Origin of the sequence: Paraburkholderia sp. (genome assembly GCF_026225065.1) — a bacterium.
GTDB lineage: Bacteria > Pseudomonadota > Gammaproteobacteria > Burkholderiales > Burkholderiaceae > Paraburkholderia.
In genome coordinates this window covers 11,851-29,459 of sequence record NZ_JAMFSB010000006.1, presented here as the reverse complement: position 1 = coordinate 29,459, position 17,609 = coordinate 11,851, and the positions used below count along the sequence as shown (strand labels likewise).

8 protein-coding genes and 1 tRNA gene are annotated in these 17,609 nt (G+C 64.8%); 2 read left to right on the top strand and 7 right to left on the bottom strand.

Going from position 1 to position 17,609, the window contains the following annotated elements; genetic code table 11:
* Positions 1–16: 16 nt before the first annotated feature.
* Positions 17–766, top strand: coding sequence for a tol-pal system protein YbgF (gene ybgF, locus M0954_RS00280; protein WP_297351004.1), 750 nt, complete (start codon positions 17–19; stop codon positions 764–766).
* Positions 767–823: 57 nt separating this feature from the next.
* Positions 824–899 (top strand) — tRNA-Lys (locus M0954_RS00275).
* 378 nt (positions 900–1,277) lie between these two features.
* On the opposite strand, the gene M0954_RS00270 is transcribed toward M0954_RS00275, so the two are convergent.
* From M0954_RS00270 to M0954_RS00240, 7 genes are all read right to left on the bottom strand, one after another.
* Positions 1,278–1,562, bottom strand: coding sequence for a hypothetical protein (locus M0954_RS00270; protein WP_297351002.1), 285 nt, complete (start codon positions 1,560–1,562; stop codon positions 1,278–1,280).
* Positions 1,563–1,998: 436 nt separating this feature from the next.
* Positions 1,999–4,161, bottom strand: coding sequence for an HlyD family efflux transporter periplasmic adaptor subunit (locus M0954_RS00265; protein ID WP_297350999.1), 2,163 nt, complete (start codon positions 4,159–4,161; stop codon positions 1,999–2,001).
* Complete coding sequence (locus tag M0954_RS00260) at positions 4,146–5,501, bottom strand: HlyD family efflux transporter periplasmic adaptor subunit (protein WP_297350997.1); 1,356 nt, start codon at positions 5,499–5,501, stop codon at positions 4,146–4,148. The genes M0954_RS00265 and M0954_RS00260 overlap by 16 nt, the downstream gene beginning before the upstream one ends.
* Entirely contained in the window at positions 5,498–6,334 is an 837-nt protein-coding gene (locus M0954_RS00255; RefSeq protein WP_297350995.1) for an efflux RND transporter periplasmic adaptor subunit, read from the bottom strand. Before M0954_RS00255 ends, M0954_RS00260 begins: the two co-directional genes overlap by 4 nt.
* A 39-nt stretch (positions 6,335–6,373) precedes the next feature.
* The gene (locus M0954_RS00250) at positions 6,374–8,164 is read right to left on the bottom strand and encodes a TolC family protein (RefSeq protein WP_297350993.1); all 1,791 of its coding nucleotides are present in this window, start codon (positions 8,162–8,164) and stop codon (positions 6,374–6,376) included.
* A gap of 28 nt (positions 8,165–8,192) precedes the next feature.
* Complete coding sequence (locus tag M0954_RS00245) at positions 8,193–9,731, bottom strand: putative Ig domain-containing protein (protein WP_297350991.1); 1,539 nt, start codon at positions 9,729–9,731, stop codon at positions 8,193–8,195.
* Between the two features lie 165 nt (positions 9,732–9,896).
* Complete coding sequence (locus M0954_RS00240; RefSeq protein ID WP_297350989.1) at positions 9,897–17,456, bottom strand: DUF4347 domain-containing protein; 7,560 nt, start codon at positions 17,454–17,456, stop codon at positions 9,897–9,899.
* Positions 17,457–17,609 lie beyond the last annotated feature (153 nt).

The following is a 17,609-nucleotide window of genomic DNA, read 5'->3' as shown; positions in this document are numbered from 1 at the left end:
GCTGAAAGCGCCCGACATGATGAAACTCTCCAAATCCGGCCTCGCCACGCTGCTCGCCGCGCTGACCTGGCTGCCGCAAGCCCACTCCGGCCTGTTCGACGACGACGAAGCCCGCAAGGCCCTGCTCGACCTGCGCGCCAAGGTCGAAGCGATGCGCATCGAAATGAGCGCGCGCATCGACACCAAATCCGACAAGTCCAGCACCCTGGACCTGGTGACCCAGAACGAGAACACGCTGCAGGAAATCAACAAGCTGCGCGGCCAGATCGAAGTGCTGGCCAACGACTTGGCCAACGCCCAGAAGCGCCAGAAGGACTTCTACGTCGACCTCGACACGCGCCTGCGCAAGCTGGAGCCGCGCGAAGTGACGGTGGACGGCAAATCGGCCCAGGTCGATCCCAACGAGCAGCGCAACTACGACGCCGCCATGAAGCTGTTCACGTCCGGCGATTACGCCGCGGCGGCCTCGGCGCTGTCGGACTATGTGCGCCAGTTCCCGGTGTCGGTCTACACGCCCAACGCGCAATACTGGCTCGGCAACTCCTACTACGCCCAGCGCGACTGCAAGAGCGCGATTGCCGCGCAGCTGGTGGTGCTGAAGAACTACGCGGACAGCCCGAAAGCGCCGGACGCCATGCTCAACATCGCCAGCTGCCAGACCGAGCTGAAGGACAAGGCGGCCAAAAAGACGCTGCAGGACCTGATCAAGACCTATCCGGACTCGACGGCTGCGGCCACGGCCAAAGAGCGCCTCGGCGGCAAATAATTACCCGGCGGTATTTGACAGCAACAGCGATTACCCCCTATAATCTCGCTTCTTCGGGGGTCGTTAGCTCAGCTGGTAGAGCAGCGGACTTTTAATCCGTTGGTCACAGGTTCGAATCCCGTACGGCCTACCAAGACTTCTGCTGGAAGGAAAATCAAGCACTTGCGAGAAATCGCGGTGCTTTTTTTTCGTCCGTAGTGCAGGCTGCCCAACGGCAAAAACTGCCCTTTGCCGGAAATTTGCCGGAACGGAAGAAAATTGTCGGTTGGCTTGTCGCTTGACGAGCGTGATCGATTCCTGGCGCGACTCGACGCAGTATGTCGGGTCTGCAATAGCTTTGGCTACGGGGTCAGCGACGATATGCGGACGCTGTTTGCGGAGTACGCCTCCGACGAGCGCTGATTAAAGGCTCACACTTAGTCACCGTCGTGCGGGCGGTTGTTGATGAACTGCAGAGTTGGCTGCTCGCACAAAGGCACAGTGCGGCCAGGAAGAGCCCGTCACTGCAAGCCTAGTCCGGACGCTCAGCCGTCAGTGACTGCGTAGACAGCGGACGGTCAGCGCTATACAGAGCGCAAGACCTGAAAGTTCGCGGAATTTTTATGTCTGCGGTCCCTTCGGTTCGAACGCTTCGAAGTTCGACAATAGATAGTTCAAGATAAGCTCCGCGTATAGCACGCTCGCCGAACCTGTGCACTCGCGCGACGCGGGTAATGCGGCCAGCGAACCCGATAGCGAGGCCCATCGCATCATTTTCGGTTCGCAGATAGCGCGCTTGCCACAGCTTCGCAAACATCGCCTTTCGCTTGATGCGGCCGGCCTTGTCGCGCATGTGCTTCTTCGGGCCTGGCTTGCGCTTCGTATGTCGTGCTATCGGGGTTCTTTTGCTGTGCGATGCGGGTTTGCTGGCTTCACCGCAGCCCGCGGGCGATGTCGCGCAACGCAGCACAGGGACGGATGGCGACGGTCTCAGGGCGTGAAGCAGTCCTTCGGGCAGGTCCAGAGTCGATGACAGGATTCGGGTGCCCTCCCGCCATTCGTTGCCTGGGTATTCGGCTGGTGGAAAGAATCATCCGTCGCCTTGCCTCCTCCGATGCAGACTGCCGGCTCGGTTGAATATTGACGAGGCTGCCAACGCCCGCCCGTGACCGCTGCCGTCTTTCGTCGAGGACCCGTGTCGCACGCGCCGGAGGTTGGCGCTCGCGATGCAGTCATCGACCGGTCGGAGCTTTCTACAGTTCGCTCTCGCGAATCACCAATGCCACGGCACGCCGATAAATCCGGCTGAGAAACCCGCTGCGGTCAGCATCGATCGTCACGCTGCCGCGCAGCCGTTTCGTGATCGGGGCGGACGTTCCGAGCGTCACGAGCGTCGTGCGATAGATGGCCGACTCCGGCACGAGCTTGCCTTCGCTGTCCTTGCGCACGGCCAGGCCGCCACCGTAGATGGATGCGAGATCCGCAACGTCGAGCACACGCACCGAAGCCGTGCCCACGCTTGCCACTGTCAACTCGACCGGGGCATCGCCATTCTCCGGATAGAACCGGCCGCTCGCGCCCGGATGCACCCGCCCCAGGTCGGATTCGCCGATGTAAGCCTCGACCACTTGTGCCGAGGGATCGATCAGCACCCCCAGCGCTTCGCGCCGCGGCAGCCACTCCCCTGCGCGCAAGGTGAGCGGCACATCGGTGATCGTGCCGGCAAACGGCGCGCGCACCGTGAGCAGCGCTTCCTGGGACGCCACCTGATCCAGCGAAGCCAGCGCGCCTTCCAGTTCCTGCTGGCCGACACCGATCATGCTGGCCGTGTCGGGATCGAAGGACTGGCCTTTCATCCGCGCCTCGACACCGCTCAGGGCCGCCGCCGCCGCGGCCTTGTGATACGCGACGTCCGGCGACGCGAGCACGAACATCGGCGCACCCGCCGCGACGCGCGTGCCGTTGCGCGGCAGCGCGGCCAGCCGGCCGGGCTCCGCGACGTAGAGCGTGGTCTGCCGCGCGGCGCGCAACAGCGCGGGCGCGGACACTTCGTGCCGCCAGGGCACGACGAACAGGAGCAGCGCGGCAGCCAGCACCGCAAAGGTCATGGTCGCGCGTCGGGTGGGCCGGCCTTCGCGCAGGCGCCGCCGCCAGACGATGATTTCACCTACGATCGGCCGCACTAGGAACCAGCCGATCTCCACGCACATCAGGAACAGCCCGAGCGCCTTGAACGCCATGTGATAGACGACCAGTGCAATGCCGAGAAAGAGCGAGAAGCGATAGACCATCGACGCGATCGACCACGCGATTAACACGCGCCGCTTGGACCGCGGAAAGTATTCGGGCATCGGGTCGCCGAGTCCGAAGAGCGTTTCGCGCAGCCACCAGCGCCCCATCGCGAAACCTCGCTCCTGCAGGTTCGGGACGTCGAGGTAATCGGAGAAAATAAAATAACCGTCGAAGCGCATCAGGGGATTCACGTTCACCGCGATCGTCAGCAGCCAGGTCGAGCTCGACAACAGGAACGCGCCGGTGCGCAAAGCGCCATCGGGTAATACCGACCACGCCAGCGACGCGAGAATCGCGAGGGTAATCTCGGCGAGCATGCCGGCGGCATCGATGGCGAGGCGCTTTCGGCGCTCGGTCAGGCGCCACGCATCGGTCGTATCGGTCCACAGTACCGGCCACAGCACGAGCAACGCCACGCCCATCGCGGGCACCCGGCAGCCGAGCCGCTTGCACATCAGCCCGTGCCCCAACTCGTGGATCACCTTCGCGGAGGCGAGCGCGATACCCACCATGAGAGCGCCCTGCAGCGAAAAGAGATGCAGCAGGCTGTGCGTATAAGCCGACCACTGGCGGCTGATCAGATAAAAGCCGAGCACCGCGAGCACGGCGAGCGTCGCGAGGAAACCGCGCGTGAACGCCCAACCGATACGCGCCACGACCGCACCGAGAAAGCGGTCGGGATTGACGAGGCGAAACTTGATCGAAAGGTAGTTCTTCAGAAGCCAGCGTGGCGCGGACAAACGCTTGCCGTCCGTTTCCGCGACAAACCGCGCGATCGCCGCATCGCCGCGTGCGGCGAGCAGCCCTGCGCGATGCAGGAATCGCACGACTTCGACGACATCGTCCACGCTCGGCCGTAGCGTTGTTTCAGCCGATACCGCCCGGGCGAGCGCAGCGGCATCGCCGAGACCCCAGCGCGCGAGCATCTCGAATTCAAGCCAGCCGATACGGGTGAAGCGGTGCCGCGCCGGATCGTGCAGCGTCCAGGTCGGGCTGCCGTCGCCTGCGGACGGCCCCGGCAGCAGCTTCAGGTCTTCGCGCAGCGGCGGCAGCGCAACCGGCGGCCGGTCGGTCCCGGTTTCCATCGTGAAGGCAACGCCGGGCGCGCTCAGATCGATAGCCATTCGCGCACCACCGCTATCGGCCGTCGCAGCAACCACAGCACGAGCGCCTTGCGCGGCCCGTAGATCTTCGCCGTGCCTTTCAAGCCGAGCCGCGGTGTCACCCCCGGGTCCAGCGCAGCGCGAAACGCGTACGACATTACGCCGTCCGCCGTCGCCGTGCTGGCGTAGCTGGCGAACACCAGCCTGCCGTAGAGCGGCTGATCTGGCGACAGGTTGCTGAAGAACACCACCTCCGAGCCCGGCTCGAACGACACCACCGAAGCCTCGGGCACTTCGATCTGCAACTGCGTATGGGTCGGCGATGCAACCATCATGATCCGCTCGCCCAGCGCGACCGGCTTGCCGATCCATTCGCTGCTGTCGTCGAAGACCGCGATACCGTCCGACGGGGCGGTGATTTCGGCACGGTCGAGCATGTCACGATCGTAGGCGAGCTCGGCCTGTTCCTGATCGACCTTGCTCGACAGCATCGCAAGACGTGCCTTGGCCTTGTCGTCGCTCATCGCCTGCTGCGAGGTATCGCTGTATTCCTCACGCGCCATGTCGAGCGCTTTTTGCGTCACCGCATAGCGCGTCTGCAACTGCGTGCGCTCGAGCGATACGAGCGCTTGTCCCGCATGCACCGGCTGGTTCGGCGCAACCTGCAACGCACCCACTACACCGTCGAACGGCGCGCGCACCGGCGCCGGGTCGATCGGTGCGATTTCAGCAGGCGCGAGCACCGACTCACGCACGGGCAAGAGCGCAACCAGAAGCAACAGCGCGGCCGCAATGCCAAGCGGCCCGCGTTTCGTCGGCAAACGCCGCCAGAAGCCGGTTTCGCGTATCCGCTGATGCAGCAGCAGGCTTTGCGCATAAGTGCCCGCGAGCGCGTCGAGAAGTTGCCGTTCGCCGTCGTTCCACGGGTCGGTGCGGCCCAGCAACAGGCTGCCGACCAGCACGCCGTCGCGCCAGGTCAGCGGACACCACAGCGCCTGCGCCGGGAACCACTCGGGCCACTCGCGCGCGAGTGCTTCCGGCAGGTCGGCAGCACTCACGAGATGCGATTCACGGGCGTGCTCACCGCGTGCGATCGCGGCGACCACGCGGTCGAGCCAGCGGTAATACGGGCCACCTTCATCGGGCGCTGCGACACCGGACAGCACCAGCGGCGCGGTCCCCGTCGCCGGGTTCTGCCACAGCGCCGCCTGCTGATACGCAACGATGCCTGCCGTCTCGTTGACGATCAGGAATTCGAGTTCGTTACGGCTTGCGGCGCGTGCCCGCTGCTCGAGCTGGAGAAGCGCGCCGAGGCGCAGCAGTTGATAGTTGAGCGCCTGACCGGGATTCGGATGGTTCATTGCCGCGCGGCGACGGTCGCGCCCGCGGGGGGCGTGAACAGGGCGCGGCCGCTCATGCCGGGCAACAGGGTATCGGGCGGATTGTCGATGCGGCCATAGACCTTGATCGAACGGCTCACCGCATCGACCTTGCCCGACAGGCGCACCAGCGTTGCGGGATACGACTTGCCGGTTTCGTCGATGGCGACGTTGAAAGCGCTGCCCGGCTTGAGCCATGTCAGCCACATCGACGGCACGATCATTTCGACGTTGAGGTTCTTGTCGCTCAATACGTCGAGCATCGGCGCGCCGGTCTGCAGGAACTGAAAGTTGTGCGTGTACACGGCCGATACGCGTCCTGTGAACGGCGCGGCCACAGTGCAGTTATCGACCACCGTCTGCGCGGTTTTCACGTCGGCGGCGGCTTCCTCCTCATCCGATTCGGCGACCTTGTATTCCACCTCGCTCGAAGTGCCAAGCGCACGTAGGCGCTGCTTGCTGTCGTTCACGGTCTTTCGTCCGTCGTACACGGCCCGCGCGTGCACGAGCGTGCTTTCCTTCTCCGCGCAGACGAAACGCGCGATCACCTGGCCTTGCTTGAAGCGCTCGCCGTCGTGCAATGGAAACTGGCTGAGCCGGCCGGACATCGGCGCGCCGATGGTCGTACTGGTTTCGGCCACGACCTGTGCGCGGACCTCGGGCGCAGCCGACGCGGCCGAAGATGCGGCAAGCGCTGTAGCGGGGCTCTGCGCAGCCATGGCCGAAGCACCGAACAGCGTGCCCGCAACCACCGCGGCCACGCCGCCGCGGGCGAACTTCGATACTTGCGACGTCATCAGTTCCAACTTCGTCATCTCCACTTCTTCGTCATTGCTTGCTCATTGACCTGGGGATCACTTCGAGGCCGTCGGAATCTGCGCAGTGGCGAGGCTCGTCGTCTGCGTTCCGGCCGGGGTGGCCGGCGTAGTGGGTGCAGCAATCGTGGCCGTTGCGGCCACCGCCGCAGCAGCCGAAGCCGCCGTGCTGGACGTGCTGGACGTGCTGGACGTTCCGGCAACCGGCACCGCCTGCGCTGCGGCCGGCGCCGGCATGGCCATGGCCATGGCCAGCTCGGGCAGTTGACCGGCTTCCCAGCCGGCAATCGCGCTCTTCACCCGGCGGCTCAAGGTCGGCAGATCATCAGTTTCCGCGTTCGGCGGTACCAGGTCGACACCGACCGACGTGTACAGGTTCGTCAGCGCCGTATGCACTTGCGCGATCGCGCGGTCATAGGTGAACTCAGACACCATCGAAGCCAGTTCGCGCCGCACCCGGTCCGCTTCTGACTCCTCCTGAGCACGCGACGCATTCGCCGATGCCACGCGAATCTTCTGCTCGACTTCATCGATCTGTTTCGCGATGTCGAGGTCTTGCGCAGACGCTAGGTAATCCTGGTAGCTGAGGTTCACTTGCGTCAGCACCGCGACGCTCAATGCGAGCCGGCGCTGATGCGACACTTCGACGGAAGTCTTGGCCGCCGCAATCGCCTTCGGTCCCTCGATCAGGTTGACGAGATTGAACGTGGCGTTCACGCCGAGTTGCGCCCAGTTGGGGTTGTACAAATAGCGGTTCGAATCGTAGTTGAGGCTGCCAAGAATACCGACACCCGGCAGCATCTTGACGATTTCCTTGTACACGTCCTGCTGGTCGATCTTTTCCTGGTAGGCCTCTTCACGCAGTTCCGGACGCATCGCGAGACCGAGCGCCTCAAGCTTCTGCGGGTCGATCCGGCTCGTGGGCGCAGCCATGTCGAGGTCCATCGGCGCGAACTGGATGGGCGTGTCGCTCGGCACGTTGATCAGCGACGCAAGCTGCACCCGGGCCGTGTTGAGGTCTGTGCGCATATGCTCCAGCTGGCCGACCACCGACAACATGTTCTGCTGGAAGTCGAGCCCCTGCAGCGGCGGCACGAGGTTCTCGCGACTCGCCTCGCGCGCGTTGTCGAGCATATGTTGCGCATCGACCAGCAGCGGATTGAGGCGCGGCATCAGGCGGTCGGCCGCAACGGCCTTCCAGTACGCTTCCTGAGTACTCTTGACGAGGCCATCGATCACCTTGCGGCGGCGCTCCACTGCAACATAGGTGCGGTAGCCCTGCTGCTTCGCCTGGAAATAGCTAACTCCGACATCGAGCAGGTTCCAGGACAATTCCAGTGACGCTGTCGCGTGGGACGGCTCTTCGGAAAACGAATAGTCGAGGTCTGGAGTGCGCGTGAATTCATTCACGCTTTCCGCCGCGTTGTCGTTGTTGCGCCACGAGTAGCCCGCGTTGGCCGCGAGCCTCGGCAGCATCTGCGCCACGGCAAGATCGAGCTGCCGGTCCTGCAGCGTTTCCTCGGTTTTAGCGAGTTGCGCGTCGTAGTTGTACTTCAGCGCTCGGGCGATCGCGTCTGGCAGCGTCAGTGGCGCGGTCAGCGGCACGTAGGTCGAATACAGGGTCTTGTAGTCGTCCTGCGCGCGCTTGAGATGCTCGGCCTGCGAGATCGGCTCGGGCTTGACGGCGCACGCGGCGAGCCACACCGCGGACAGCATCGTCGCTCCCGTCAATCCCAGGCGTCCAGCGGCAGGCTGGATGCCGCGTACCCGCATTGCCTGCGCCGCTTTCGCTCGTGCCGCCCGCAGGCGGCCAACGATTGTCGTCTTCATGCTTGCGATTCGCTTTTCATAAAGTGAGCTATTCGAACTCGAAAGGGGCCGCTTCGACGATCGTTTCTACGATCTGCCGTGCCTGGAGAATCCTTCCGACCGGTCCCGCGTCGCGCAACTGCGCCGAAAATGCGCTGCGTCCCGGCTGAGGCGGCGCGGTCGTCGCCACGTCCGCCGGCGCGCGACGGCTGTTGTCCACGACCGGCTGGTGCTGGGCGTGATGCGGTTGAACCTGGTGCGGGTGCTCGCGGTGCAGAGCGTGTCGGTGCCGGTGATGAGCAGGCGCGGGGTGAGCCGCAGGCGGCTTGAGGCTGACGCGCTCGAGCATCTGGTCGAGATCGTGCGACTCGCGGCCCACGGTGATCTGGAAGGTCGCGGTAGCCTGGTTGCCGAACTGGTCACGCCCGACGATCTCCACCTCGATCGTGCCGTGCGTACCCAACGGCGGCGTGCCGCTGAACGTCAGGTTGCGCGAATCGAATTCGAGCCACTGCGGCAACGGTCCGCCTCCGGGAGCGCGGGCGTCGTACTCGAGGTTAGCGCCAGGATAGGTATCGTCGAAGAGATTCGATGGCACGGGGATGATCGCGTGCTGCTCTTCGATCACGAAACGATTGCCCACCGAGCCGGTCAGCCATACCTGCGGAATGATCGGCGCGCCATACAGGTTCGTCTGGTAGCCTCGGCCTTCCGCGGGAGGTGTCGAGCCATCGTCGGGGAATTGCGAGCTGGTCAGCGACCCTGAATCGCCTGGTTCGATGTTATCGCCCAGTTTGTTGTAATCGTTGGGCGCGTTGAAGTCGGGAATGTCTTCCTGCGGCGGTGTGAAGAACGGGCGATGGCTGCTCGTCACTTGTGCCGTCAAGTCCACGGTCGACGCGCTGTACTGCGTCGTGCCGCCGACGGCGCCAAGGTCCACGCCGACCGCATCGGTCACGGGGCCATCCGAACTGTCGATCAGCCGCACCTCCAGCGGGCCCGGCGTGCCATTGAACGTGCTCGACGGCTTGAAGCGCAGGCTATCGGATGACGACAATACGATCGCATCGCCGTTGCTCAAGCCGGTGCTCGGCACGCTGGTCCACGTCTTGCCGCCATCGCTCGAGTATTGCCACGTGCCCTGGCCCGGGTCCACGCCTTTGCCGGTGATCGCGATGCCGGCCAGCGAATTGGCCGTGGAGCCGGTCGGGTTGGCTGCGCTCTGTTGCTGGTCTGCACTGTCGTTGAAATTGCCGCCGAACAGGTTGCCTATCGTGCTACCCGGCGGATTCGGGTTGATTTGGCTCACGACGCCCAGCGTGGCGCTGCCGCTTGCCACCGGCGCGTCGTTGACCGGCGTCACGGTCGTATCGAGCACGACTGTCGTTGCGCTGAGCGCGGTCGTACCGCCGTTATGCGTGGCATCCACACCGTTGAGCGCGGTGTCTTCGGTCGCCAGCTCGGCGCCAATCACCGAACCGGTAACCGTCGTGTCGGAACTGTCGATCAGGCGCGTGGTGAGCTGCCCTGGCACGCCGTTGAAATTCGGCGCTGGCGCAAAACGCACTTCCGCCGACGCTGACAACACCAGCGCGTTCGAATCGCTCAGGCCCGTGGCGGGAATCGAGGTCCAGCTGGCGCCGTTATCGGTCGAGTACTGCCATGCGCCCTCGCTCGGGTTCGCCGCGTTGCCGGTGATCGCGACGCCGGCCAGCGTGTTCGCGACCGAGCCCGTCGGATTGCCGGCGCTTTGCTACTGGTCGGCGCTGTCCGAGAAATTGCCGCCGAACAGATGAGCAACCGTGTCGCCCGGCGGCGCGGTGGTGTCTTCGACAGTCGTAGCAAGCGTCGCCTGGCCGGAGGCGACCGGCGCATCGTTGACCGCGGTTGCCACGAGCGCCACCGACTGGCTCGCCGACGAATAGGCCGAACTGGCGGTGTTCTCGCCCTGCCCGAGCGTGCCGGCCGGCAATGCCGAGAGCGAACCATTGGCCGCACCGTCGAACTGGTCCCAGGCTCGAAAGGTCAGCGCGTTCTGCACCGCGCCGTTCCAGTTGGGCGTCGGGTCGAAATAGATCCGCGTGTTGCTGTCGGCGACCAGGTGCAGCGCGTTGGCCGCAGAGACAGCCGTCTGGCCACTGCTCGCGAACTCGGTCCAGGTAGTGCCGTTATTGGTCGAATACCACCACGACCCTTCAGTCGTGTCGGCGGCGGTGATCGCGATGCCCGTGGGGCCGGGCGTCGCGCCGTCATGGGCGTTGGCGCCGTCCGGATCGCTCACGTTGCCACTGCCCGTCAGTTGGGACACAAGCGTGCCGACCGCCCCGGCCGGTGCGCCCGCATCTTCGGTCGCATCGTTGAGTGCCACGGGGACACCGTTGAGCACCGGTGAATCGTTGGTCGCAACGACGTCGACGACCGCAGCGGCGGCAGCCGTCGTCGCGCCGGTCGTGCTGTCCGTCACGGAAATGGTGACGTCGCGCGGGGTCGTGATCGGGGTGTCGCTGCTGTCGTAGTACTGGACTGCCTGCAGCGCTGCCTGCAAGGTGGCGGCGCTCATGCCGGTGCCGGACAGGGTCATCGTACCGGTAGCCGAATTGAAGCTGGCTGTGACGCCCGCAGGCAACGTGCCCGCGACCAGCACGTCCTCGCCCGGCACGTCGTTGGTGATATGTACCGTCGCGCTCGAAAACGTGTCGCTGCTCGTGACCGCCAGCGTGGGATCGACCGCCACGGCAGCCGCCGCGGCCGCGGCCGGGTCGCCCGTATTGTTGGGCTCCACGAAGGTCGCCAGCGAGCCGCCCACCGAGGGGATCTCGTTGACGGTCGCGAACACCGGCGCGCTCGTCATGTCGCCGCCGGTGCCCTGCTGGCCGGTGGTGTTGTGGTCGTCGAGCGTAGCGCCGATCTGGATGCCAGTGTTCACCGTGCTGGTGTCGGAACTCGAATAGCCGAGATTGTCGAGCACGTTATTGACCGTCGTCGCCGTGGCACCGGATGCGAACGTGATCGCCAACTGGCCGTTCGTCTCCGTGAAGCTGCCGACGTCGGAGCCACCGAACATGACCGCGCCGCTCGTGGCGCCCACCAACGACAACTGGCCGGTGCCCGAGAAAACATCGCCGCTCGCCGGCGCCGGGACGCCTCCGGTATAGCGCTGGATTATCAGCGTCGTGTTGCCGTAATCGCCGCCGAGCGCGTCGATCTGCGAGTCGGACACGGACGCGCCGAGTCTGGACAACGGTACCGGCGGACCGCCTTCCGTGTAGTCGACGCCGCCACCCCAGTTCGCAATGACCGGCGCCGTGTCCGGCGCCTGAAACGAAAAGTCGACATTGTTGTGAGCGTCGCCGGCGGACGTGAACGTTGCGGTGGGCGGACTGGTGCCGATCGAGCCATCCGGGTCGTACACGAGCGTGTCAGTGGCCGGTGCACCAGCGAGCGAGATCGATACCGTGCCGTCGGGCAACGCGGCGAAGGTGTAGGTGCCGTCGGCGGCCGTGGTGGTCGTTTCGTGGACGATCGTGCCATCGGGCTGGGTGATCGTCGCGGTGACCGTGATACCGGCAAGCGGCGTATCGGCGGAACCGCCCGTTTGCGAGAACGTGGTGGTGTCGTTGCCGAGGTCTTGCCAGACCCGGCCCTGTGCAGTGCCAAGGTCGGTGGCAGCGGTAACGCGGTAGGCGTCCGGCGGGTTCGAGGCGGGATCGAAGTCGCGCGGCCCGGTGGCCGTTCCAACCGCGCCCGCAGTCGAGCCGTCGAAGGTTTGCTGGCCCGCAAGGCTTTGCCACGTTACGCCTGCCGTGTCGTTCTGCACCGTCGAGCCTGGCGCGACCTGCACCGTGTACGTGATGACCTCGGTGCCATTCGCGCCGAGTTGTCCGATCGCGTAGTTCAGGTCGGTGCCGGTGGTCGCCGCCGCCCCGGCGCCACCGGTTCCGCTGCCTGTAGCGCTGAGGAACGTGACGCCGCTTTCGTTCGCGACAGCCGGATCGTCGATTCCGACGTTGTATGCGATCGAATCGCCGGTGTTGTGTACGGTGATCTGGTACGTCACGGTGCCGTCGGCATTGTCTACCGAGGTGGCGGTTTTCGTCACGGTGAGGGTCGGTTCCTCGACCGCCACGCTGACGTCGTTCGAACTCGTGCCGTCCACGGTGAAAGAGGTCTGCAGCGACGCCGCGCCCTGCTTGTTGGCCGCAACGTTCGCCACCACCGCGTTGAATTCGATGACCACATAATTGCCGGTGGCCGAGCCGTCATTGTTCGACAGCGTGCCGAGGTCAATGGTGACCGTGTTGCCGCTAGTCGACACGACGCCCGCCGGGAGTTGATCGACCGGCTTGAAGGTAGCGACGTCGTCGCCCGTGGTCGTGACGCCCGAGGGCAAGATGTAATTCGCGCCACCAGGGTTGCTGTCCTGGTATTGCGTGAGGCCGCTGAGCGAGCCCAGGGTCGAGACCAGGTCGCCGTTCGGGCTGACCAGGGCGATCGTCGCGTTGCCCGGCAGATACTGAAGCCCGGCCGGCAAGTCGAAAGTGAGCGTTGCCGGGTTCGAGCCTTCCGGGATCTGAACGACCCCGTGCAGCGTGACCACTTCGCCGACGGTCGCCTCGGTCGAGGTTTGCGTGTCCGTTTGCGTCGGTGTCTGGGCTGTGTCGGTGTTGTTCGATTCGCCCGTGATCGACAGGACCGGTGTGATCTGCCCGGTCGACACGGTGTCGCTCGCGTTATCGCTGTAGACGTGCCCTTGCGCGGTACCGGGCAGCGAATAATAGGTACCCGAGATGTTGTCGGCGGGCGTGTCGACCGCGAGCGACGTGCCCGCTGCCTGATTCGGATTGACCGATGCGCTGAATGTGAAGGTTGCCGACTCTCCGGCGCCCAGGGTGGCGAGCGCCACGTTCAGGTCACTTGCGTCGGACACGGATATGGACCCGCCCGTGCCGCCACTGACATACGTCAGCGTACCGGCATCGTAGGTCAGGCCGGACGGCAGTTTCAGGAGATCGGCCAGATCGTTGGCCGGCGCGTTGCCATTGTTGGTCAGGGTGACGGTATAGGTCAGATCTTCATTGCTGAACACCGTGCCGTTGGCCGGGATCGTCGTGCCGGTATGGGTATCGGCCGCGGTGATCGTCTCGGTCACCGCCGGTTCCAGTTCGGTCAGGGTCGTGCTGGCGGCGGCGCTCTGGCTCGCGCCGTAGCTCAGGACCGCGTCGTTGGCGTGGCCGGTTCCCGGGGCCGGCGTGTCGGTGGAGGTCACCGTGGCCGTGTAGGTGATGATGACCGTGGCGTCGGTGTCGACCTGGCTGTTGGTCAGCGTGTTGCCCAGATCGATCGTGATCGTGGTGAGGCCGTTGATGTTGGTGCTGATGCTGGTGGGCGTGCCACCCGCGGACGTGACGCCGTTGAACGTGATCGATTCGATGCTGCCGAAGCTCATGCCTGGCTGCAGCGTGTCGGTCACCGTGACGTCGCCGCTGTTGTTGGACGTCTGGCCCTCCGGCAAGGTCACGGTCACCTGGTAGGTCACGATTTCGCCGAGCACGACATCGTTGGCCGAGGTCAGCGGCACGTCGGTGTCGCTGCCGCTCACGACCGTCTTCGCAATGGTGGGCGCGCTGATGCCGATGGTTGCGTTGTCCGAGAGCGCCGCGGCGCTCTCGCCAAGCGCCTGCGCGCCGGCGCCCGTGCCGCTCACGAAACCTTCGCCCGCCGCCACGCCTCCGGTGACGCTGGCCCAGTTGACGACCGATGAACTGGCCGTGAGCGTTTCGGCGGTCTGCTGCGTGACCGGCAAAGCCAGGTCGTATACCACGTAGACCTGGCCGCCGGCCGCAATGCCGGGATCCACCCCCGTCGCCGGGCCCAGTTTGACGCCGCCGGCGCTGAAGTATTGCGCTGCCGTGATGCCGGTGTCGATCTGCGTGCCCGCCGAGTTGTAGATCGCGAAGTTCGACACGTTGGCCGTCGAAAAGCCGGGTGGCAGCGTGCCTTGCACCGTGACGTCGAAGGCAGTCGCGTGGCCTTCGTTGTCGACCGTCGAAACCACGCGCACGAGGTCGCCGCCATCCGCGCCCGCCACGTTGAGGTCGTCGGACGCTAATGCTAAAGCCGGACTGGTTGCGCCCGCGGTACTGAACAAGGTTCCGGCGGCGGTGCCGGCCGGCGCGAACGGACCACTTGCACCGCTCGGCGGGATCCCGGTCTGCGCTGTCCACGGTGTGACCGGATTCGGATTCGACGTGTCGGCCGCGTACGTGCCCTTGGACGCGCCGCCGTCACCGAGAACCGACACCACGCCGGTCTTCACCGTCACCTCCGGTTCTTCGAGCGGTGTCTGCTTAATGGCAGCAGTGGCGACCGTCGCGCCCGCCGCGTTGGTGTACGTGCTGGTGCCCTGGCTCGTCAGCGCCAGGCCATCGGCGAACGGCTTGTCCGAGGCCACCACGGAGAACTGGACCTGGACCTGCTGGCCCGAGGCGTTGGTCGGGTCGTCGCGGTTGCCAAAATTGAACGAGATGCTGTTCGACGTGCCGTCGATCACCACGGCTGGGGTGCTGGTCTCGCCGCTGAGCGGATCGATCACCTTGTAGGTACCGGCAGCCGGCACCGCGTCGGCGCTGGTGTCCTGCGTGTAGGTGCTCACGTTCGAGCCGGTCGAGGTCGGATCGGTGGTGGAAAACACCGGCTCCGGCAGATACGCCGTCAGGTCGAGATTGCCGTAATCGCCCGTGGTGAGTGAATAGGTCAGGCCGTAGGTGACCGTGTCGCCAGGCTTGATGTCGGTCGTGTTGCTGGTGTCACCATTCACCGCGATCACGCTCAGCACCATCGAGCCCGGCGCGACGGTATCCGTTACGCTCGAATCGTCGCTGACCGTGCCGAGGTTGGCGTTCGTGATGGTCTGCGTGGCATCGTTGACGCTTACCACGGTCGCGCTCGTGCCGGCCAGGCTGACCGTGTCGGTAATCGAGTCCTTCTCGCGCAGGCTGCTGCCACTGTTGGCATTTGTGTACTTGTCGAGCACCTGCGCCACGAACGAGATCACGCCCTGCGTAGCGCCGCCTGCGCCGTTGACGGCACCGCCCTGCAGTATCGAACCGAGCGCGCCGCCTTCCATCATGCCGATCAGCATGCCGACGTCGAAGTTCACCGTCGTGGCGCCGGTCCCTCCTGCACTGTCGTCGCGGATGTAGTTCCAAACCGCGTTGGAGCCGCTGGCGGCCACTGTTTCGGTATTGATCGTGGGCGCCACGTTGTTCGTCACGTCGCCGAACGACATCACTTGGGTCGTGCCGCCGCTCGTCAGCGTGAGCGTCGGCGTCACGTATTCCGCGGCGCCGGGGGCCAGCAGCGTGATGCCGTCGCCGATCACGTTCGCGATATTCAGGTTATTGAGCGAAAAGTAATCGGAGACCTCGAAGTGGATCGAATAGGTGACCGGCTCGCCGGGCACGATGTTACCGTCCGTCGAGTTGTCGGTGACCTGTATGGCGAGCGACTTCGCGATGAATGAGGTCGACTCCGTGTTGGTCGAGCTGTCGCCGGCAATCGTTTGCTCGCCGAGGCTGTGATCGACCGACGCAGCGGTCGCTTCCCACGAGCCGGTGTAGCTGTAGATGGCAGTGGTGTTGATGGTCTGCGACGCGCCGTTCGTCGGCAGGACCGCGTTGCCATTGGCGTCGAATTGCGGCACGAAGACCGGAATCTGGATGACGGTTGGGGTATCGCCGGCATCGGTACCGAGCGACGTGAAGTGGACGGTAACGGTACCGCCGGCGGCGTTCGTGCCAGGATGGAACGTGGCGGTGCCGGTTGCGCCGCCGGGTCCGGTAATGGCGATCGTGCCGCTCGTATACTCCACCTGGGCAGGGAGCGTGAACGTAAAGTCCAGGTTCGTGATGGGGTCAGCCGTCGTCACCGGGGCGGGCTTGATCGTCACGACATAGTTGAACGGGTAATCCGGGCCCGTCGCAGTTTCGCTTTCGTGCAAGTCGGTGGTGGCCGAGACGTCGACCAGCGACACCGTCGACGAAGCCTGCGCCGAGGCCGTACCGATGATCGGCGGATCAGTGGCCGGGTCGTTGAGTGCGTCCGCGCCGTACTGGAAGCCACCGACCGCCGTGATGTTGAGCGGCTGGCCCGAGTGCATGCTGGACAGCTCGGTACTGTTATCGAGCGAGAACGTGAGCTGGATCTGCGCGGCCGGCTGGCCCGGCGTGAAGCTGCCGAACGGCAATTGCAGCACGTACATCGTGTCGCCTGCCTGGTAACCGGCCGGCGCGGCCACGAACATCGGGTTGCCGCTGCTGTCGATCATGAGCGGATTCAGTGCGCCCAGCCCGTGGCCCGCGACATTGCTTATCGTCACCGCCTGGAAGCTGACCGTGGCGCCGAGGAAGCTCGCCGAGGTGAGCGTAGCGGTCTGGGCCGAGTCCTTGGGCACGTACAGGTCGATGAACGGTCCGAAGCCTGGGGCGTTGGCAGCCGTGTTCGAGAAGGTCACCGTCTCGGTGAAGGTGCTACCGAGCAGCACGTCGCCGGGTACCGTGGTCGGATCGAAGGAGACTGTCGGCACGGGCGTATCGAGCACGCCTTGATAAGCCGCCATGGACGCCGCGCTGAACGGCGCGCCGATCGCGAGAACGCCGGTGGTGCGTTCGAGCGTCCAGTCGCCGCCCAGTTGCGCAGCGCCGGTGGCGTCGGTCGAGGCACCCACCTGCGCGCCCGTCAACGCGTGAACGCTGTCGACGAATGCCAGGCCGTTGGCACCCTGACCCACGTCGCACCCCCAGAATTCGATGTCTGCGTTGGCCGCGAGATGATCGCCCCACGACGCTACCTCGCCTGCGTGGCTGGTGAGCGTGGCGGTGGTGATCGGTGAATTGCCCAGCTCGATCTGGCCCGATTCGCCGTAGGTCAGGAAATGGATCGCGGTGAGATCCGAGCGCCCCTTGAGCGCGGCCGTGACCTGGGCCAGGCCATCGCGGTTCGGGTCGATCAGCACCACCTGCACGTCTTTGGCGACGCCCTTCGCGAGCGTCTGCCAGTTGGCGACGCGCGGGTCGACAAAAAGAATTTCGGTTGCGTGAGGATTGGGCGCGAGCCCGGGAATATCGCCCGGTGAATGCGTGAGCGTGGAAGCCGCGTTTTCATGCGCGCTGGCGAAATGGTGGTGATGCGAACTCGATGAATAAGCCGAGGTATCGTGATGATCCTGGTCTCCGAATGCGGAGTGCGTGGCTTTATGTGCGACTGCTGCGACACTGCCATCGAATAGATGGCGAGCTTCCAGAATCAGCTTCATCTTGTCCCTCGTTTTGTGTCCGTAAGCGTTTGTAATATCTTGTAAGTGCTTGTAGGCGTCTGCAATTTAATCGTTTCTATTTTTGGTTGCAAGCAGAGAATTAGGTATTTAAACGAGTTCTTTCGGAAGACCCGATTCAGGTAATAATGCCCG

What these genes read in the sequence shown, in the direction of transcription:
- ybgF (WP_297351004.1), top strand. Translation starts at nt 17, where the DNA reads ATGATGAAACTCTCCAAATCCGGCCTCGCCACGCTGCTCGCCGCGCTG.
- M0954_RS00270 (WP_297351002.1), bottom strand. Translation starts at nt 1,562, where the DNA reads ATGTTTGCGAAGCTGTGGCAAGCGCGCTATCTGCGAACCGAAAATGAT.
- M0954_RS00265 (WP_297350999.1), bottom strand. Translation starts at nt 4,161, where the DNA reads ATGGCTATCGATCTGAGCGCGCCCGGCGTTGCCTTCACGATGGAAACC.
- M0954_RS00260 (WP_297350997.1), bottom strand. Translation starts at nt 5,501, where the DNA reads ATGAACCATCCGAATCCCGGTCAGGCGCTCAACTATCAACTGCTGCGC.
- M0954_RS00255 (WP_297350995.1), bottom strand. Translation starts at nt 6,334, where the DNA reads ATGACGAAGTTGGAACTGATGACGTCGCAAGTATCGAAGTTCGCCCGC.
- M0954_RS00250 (WP_297350993.1), bottom strand. Translation starts at nt 8,164, where the DNA reads ATGAAGACGACAATCGTTGGCCGCCTGCGGGCGGCACGAGCGAAAGCG.
- M0954_RS00240 (WP_297350989.1), bottom strand. Translation starts at nt 17,456, where the DNA reads ATGAAGCTGATTCTGGAAGCTCGCCATCTATTCGATGGCAGTGTCGCA.